At 73.9% G+C, this 578-nt stretch carries 1 protein-coding gene; it reads right to left on the reverse strand.

What is annotated here, in order from left to right:
* The coding region (locus CCN37_RS38745; RefSeq protein WP_168201070.1) for a LysR family substrate-binding domain-containing protein at nucleotides 1–578 on the reverse strand (578 nt) is incomplete at both ends.

Below are 578 nucleotides of genomic sequence, written 5' to 3' on the forward strand. Positions count from 1 at the left end.
GTGCGCCGCCCGGATGATCCCCACCGTGCGAGCCAGGTGCGGCTCGGCGCGGTCTGCACGGTGGGCGACGGCCAGCTCCACGCGTGCGTCGGCGCCCGCCAGGGGCAGATAGGTGACGCCGTCGAGCGCCAGCGCTGTCACCGGCTCGGGTACGACGGCGACACCCAGCCCGCCGGCCACGAGCGTGACCAGCGTCGAGGTCTCGCCGACCTCGTGGCGGATGTGCGGTTCGACGCCGGCGTCACGCAGCAGGCGCAGGACGACGTCGTACATCACGGACCGGCGGTCGGCGGAGTGCACGATCAGGTCGGCGCCGGCGAGGTCCGAGGCGCGCAGTCGTTTCCGGCGGGCGAGGGGATGCTCGACGGGTACGGCGACGACGAGCCGGTCCCGGCGCAGGGTGTGCACGGTGAGGGAGAGGTCGGCCGCGGGAGGGCGCAGCAGCGCCACATCGATCGCGCCGGTGCGCAACGCCTCGACCTGGTCGGGTGCGAGCATCTCGCCACGGAAGGAGAAGTCGACGCCGGGCAGTTCCTCGGTGAGCCGCCGCGAGAGCGCGGGCAGCAGGCTGTACGTCG

The organism is Allokutzneria sp. NRRL B-24872 (assembly GCF_002155965.1).
Taxonomy (GTDB): domain Bacteria; phylum Actinomycetota; class Actinomycetes; order Mycobacteriales; family Pseudonocardiaceae; genus Allokutzneria.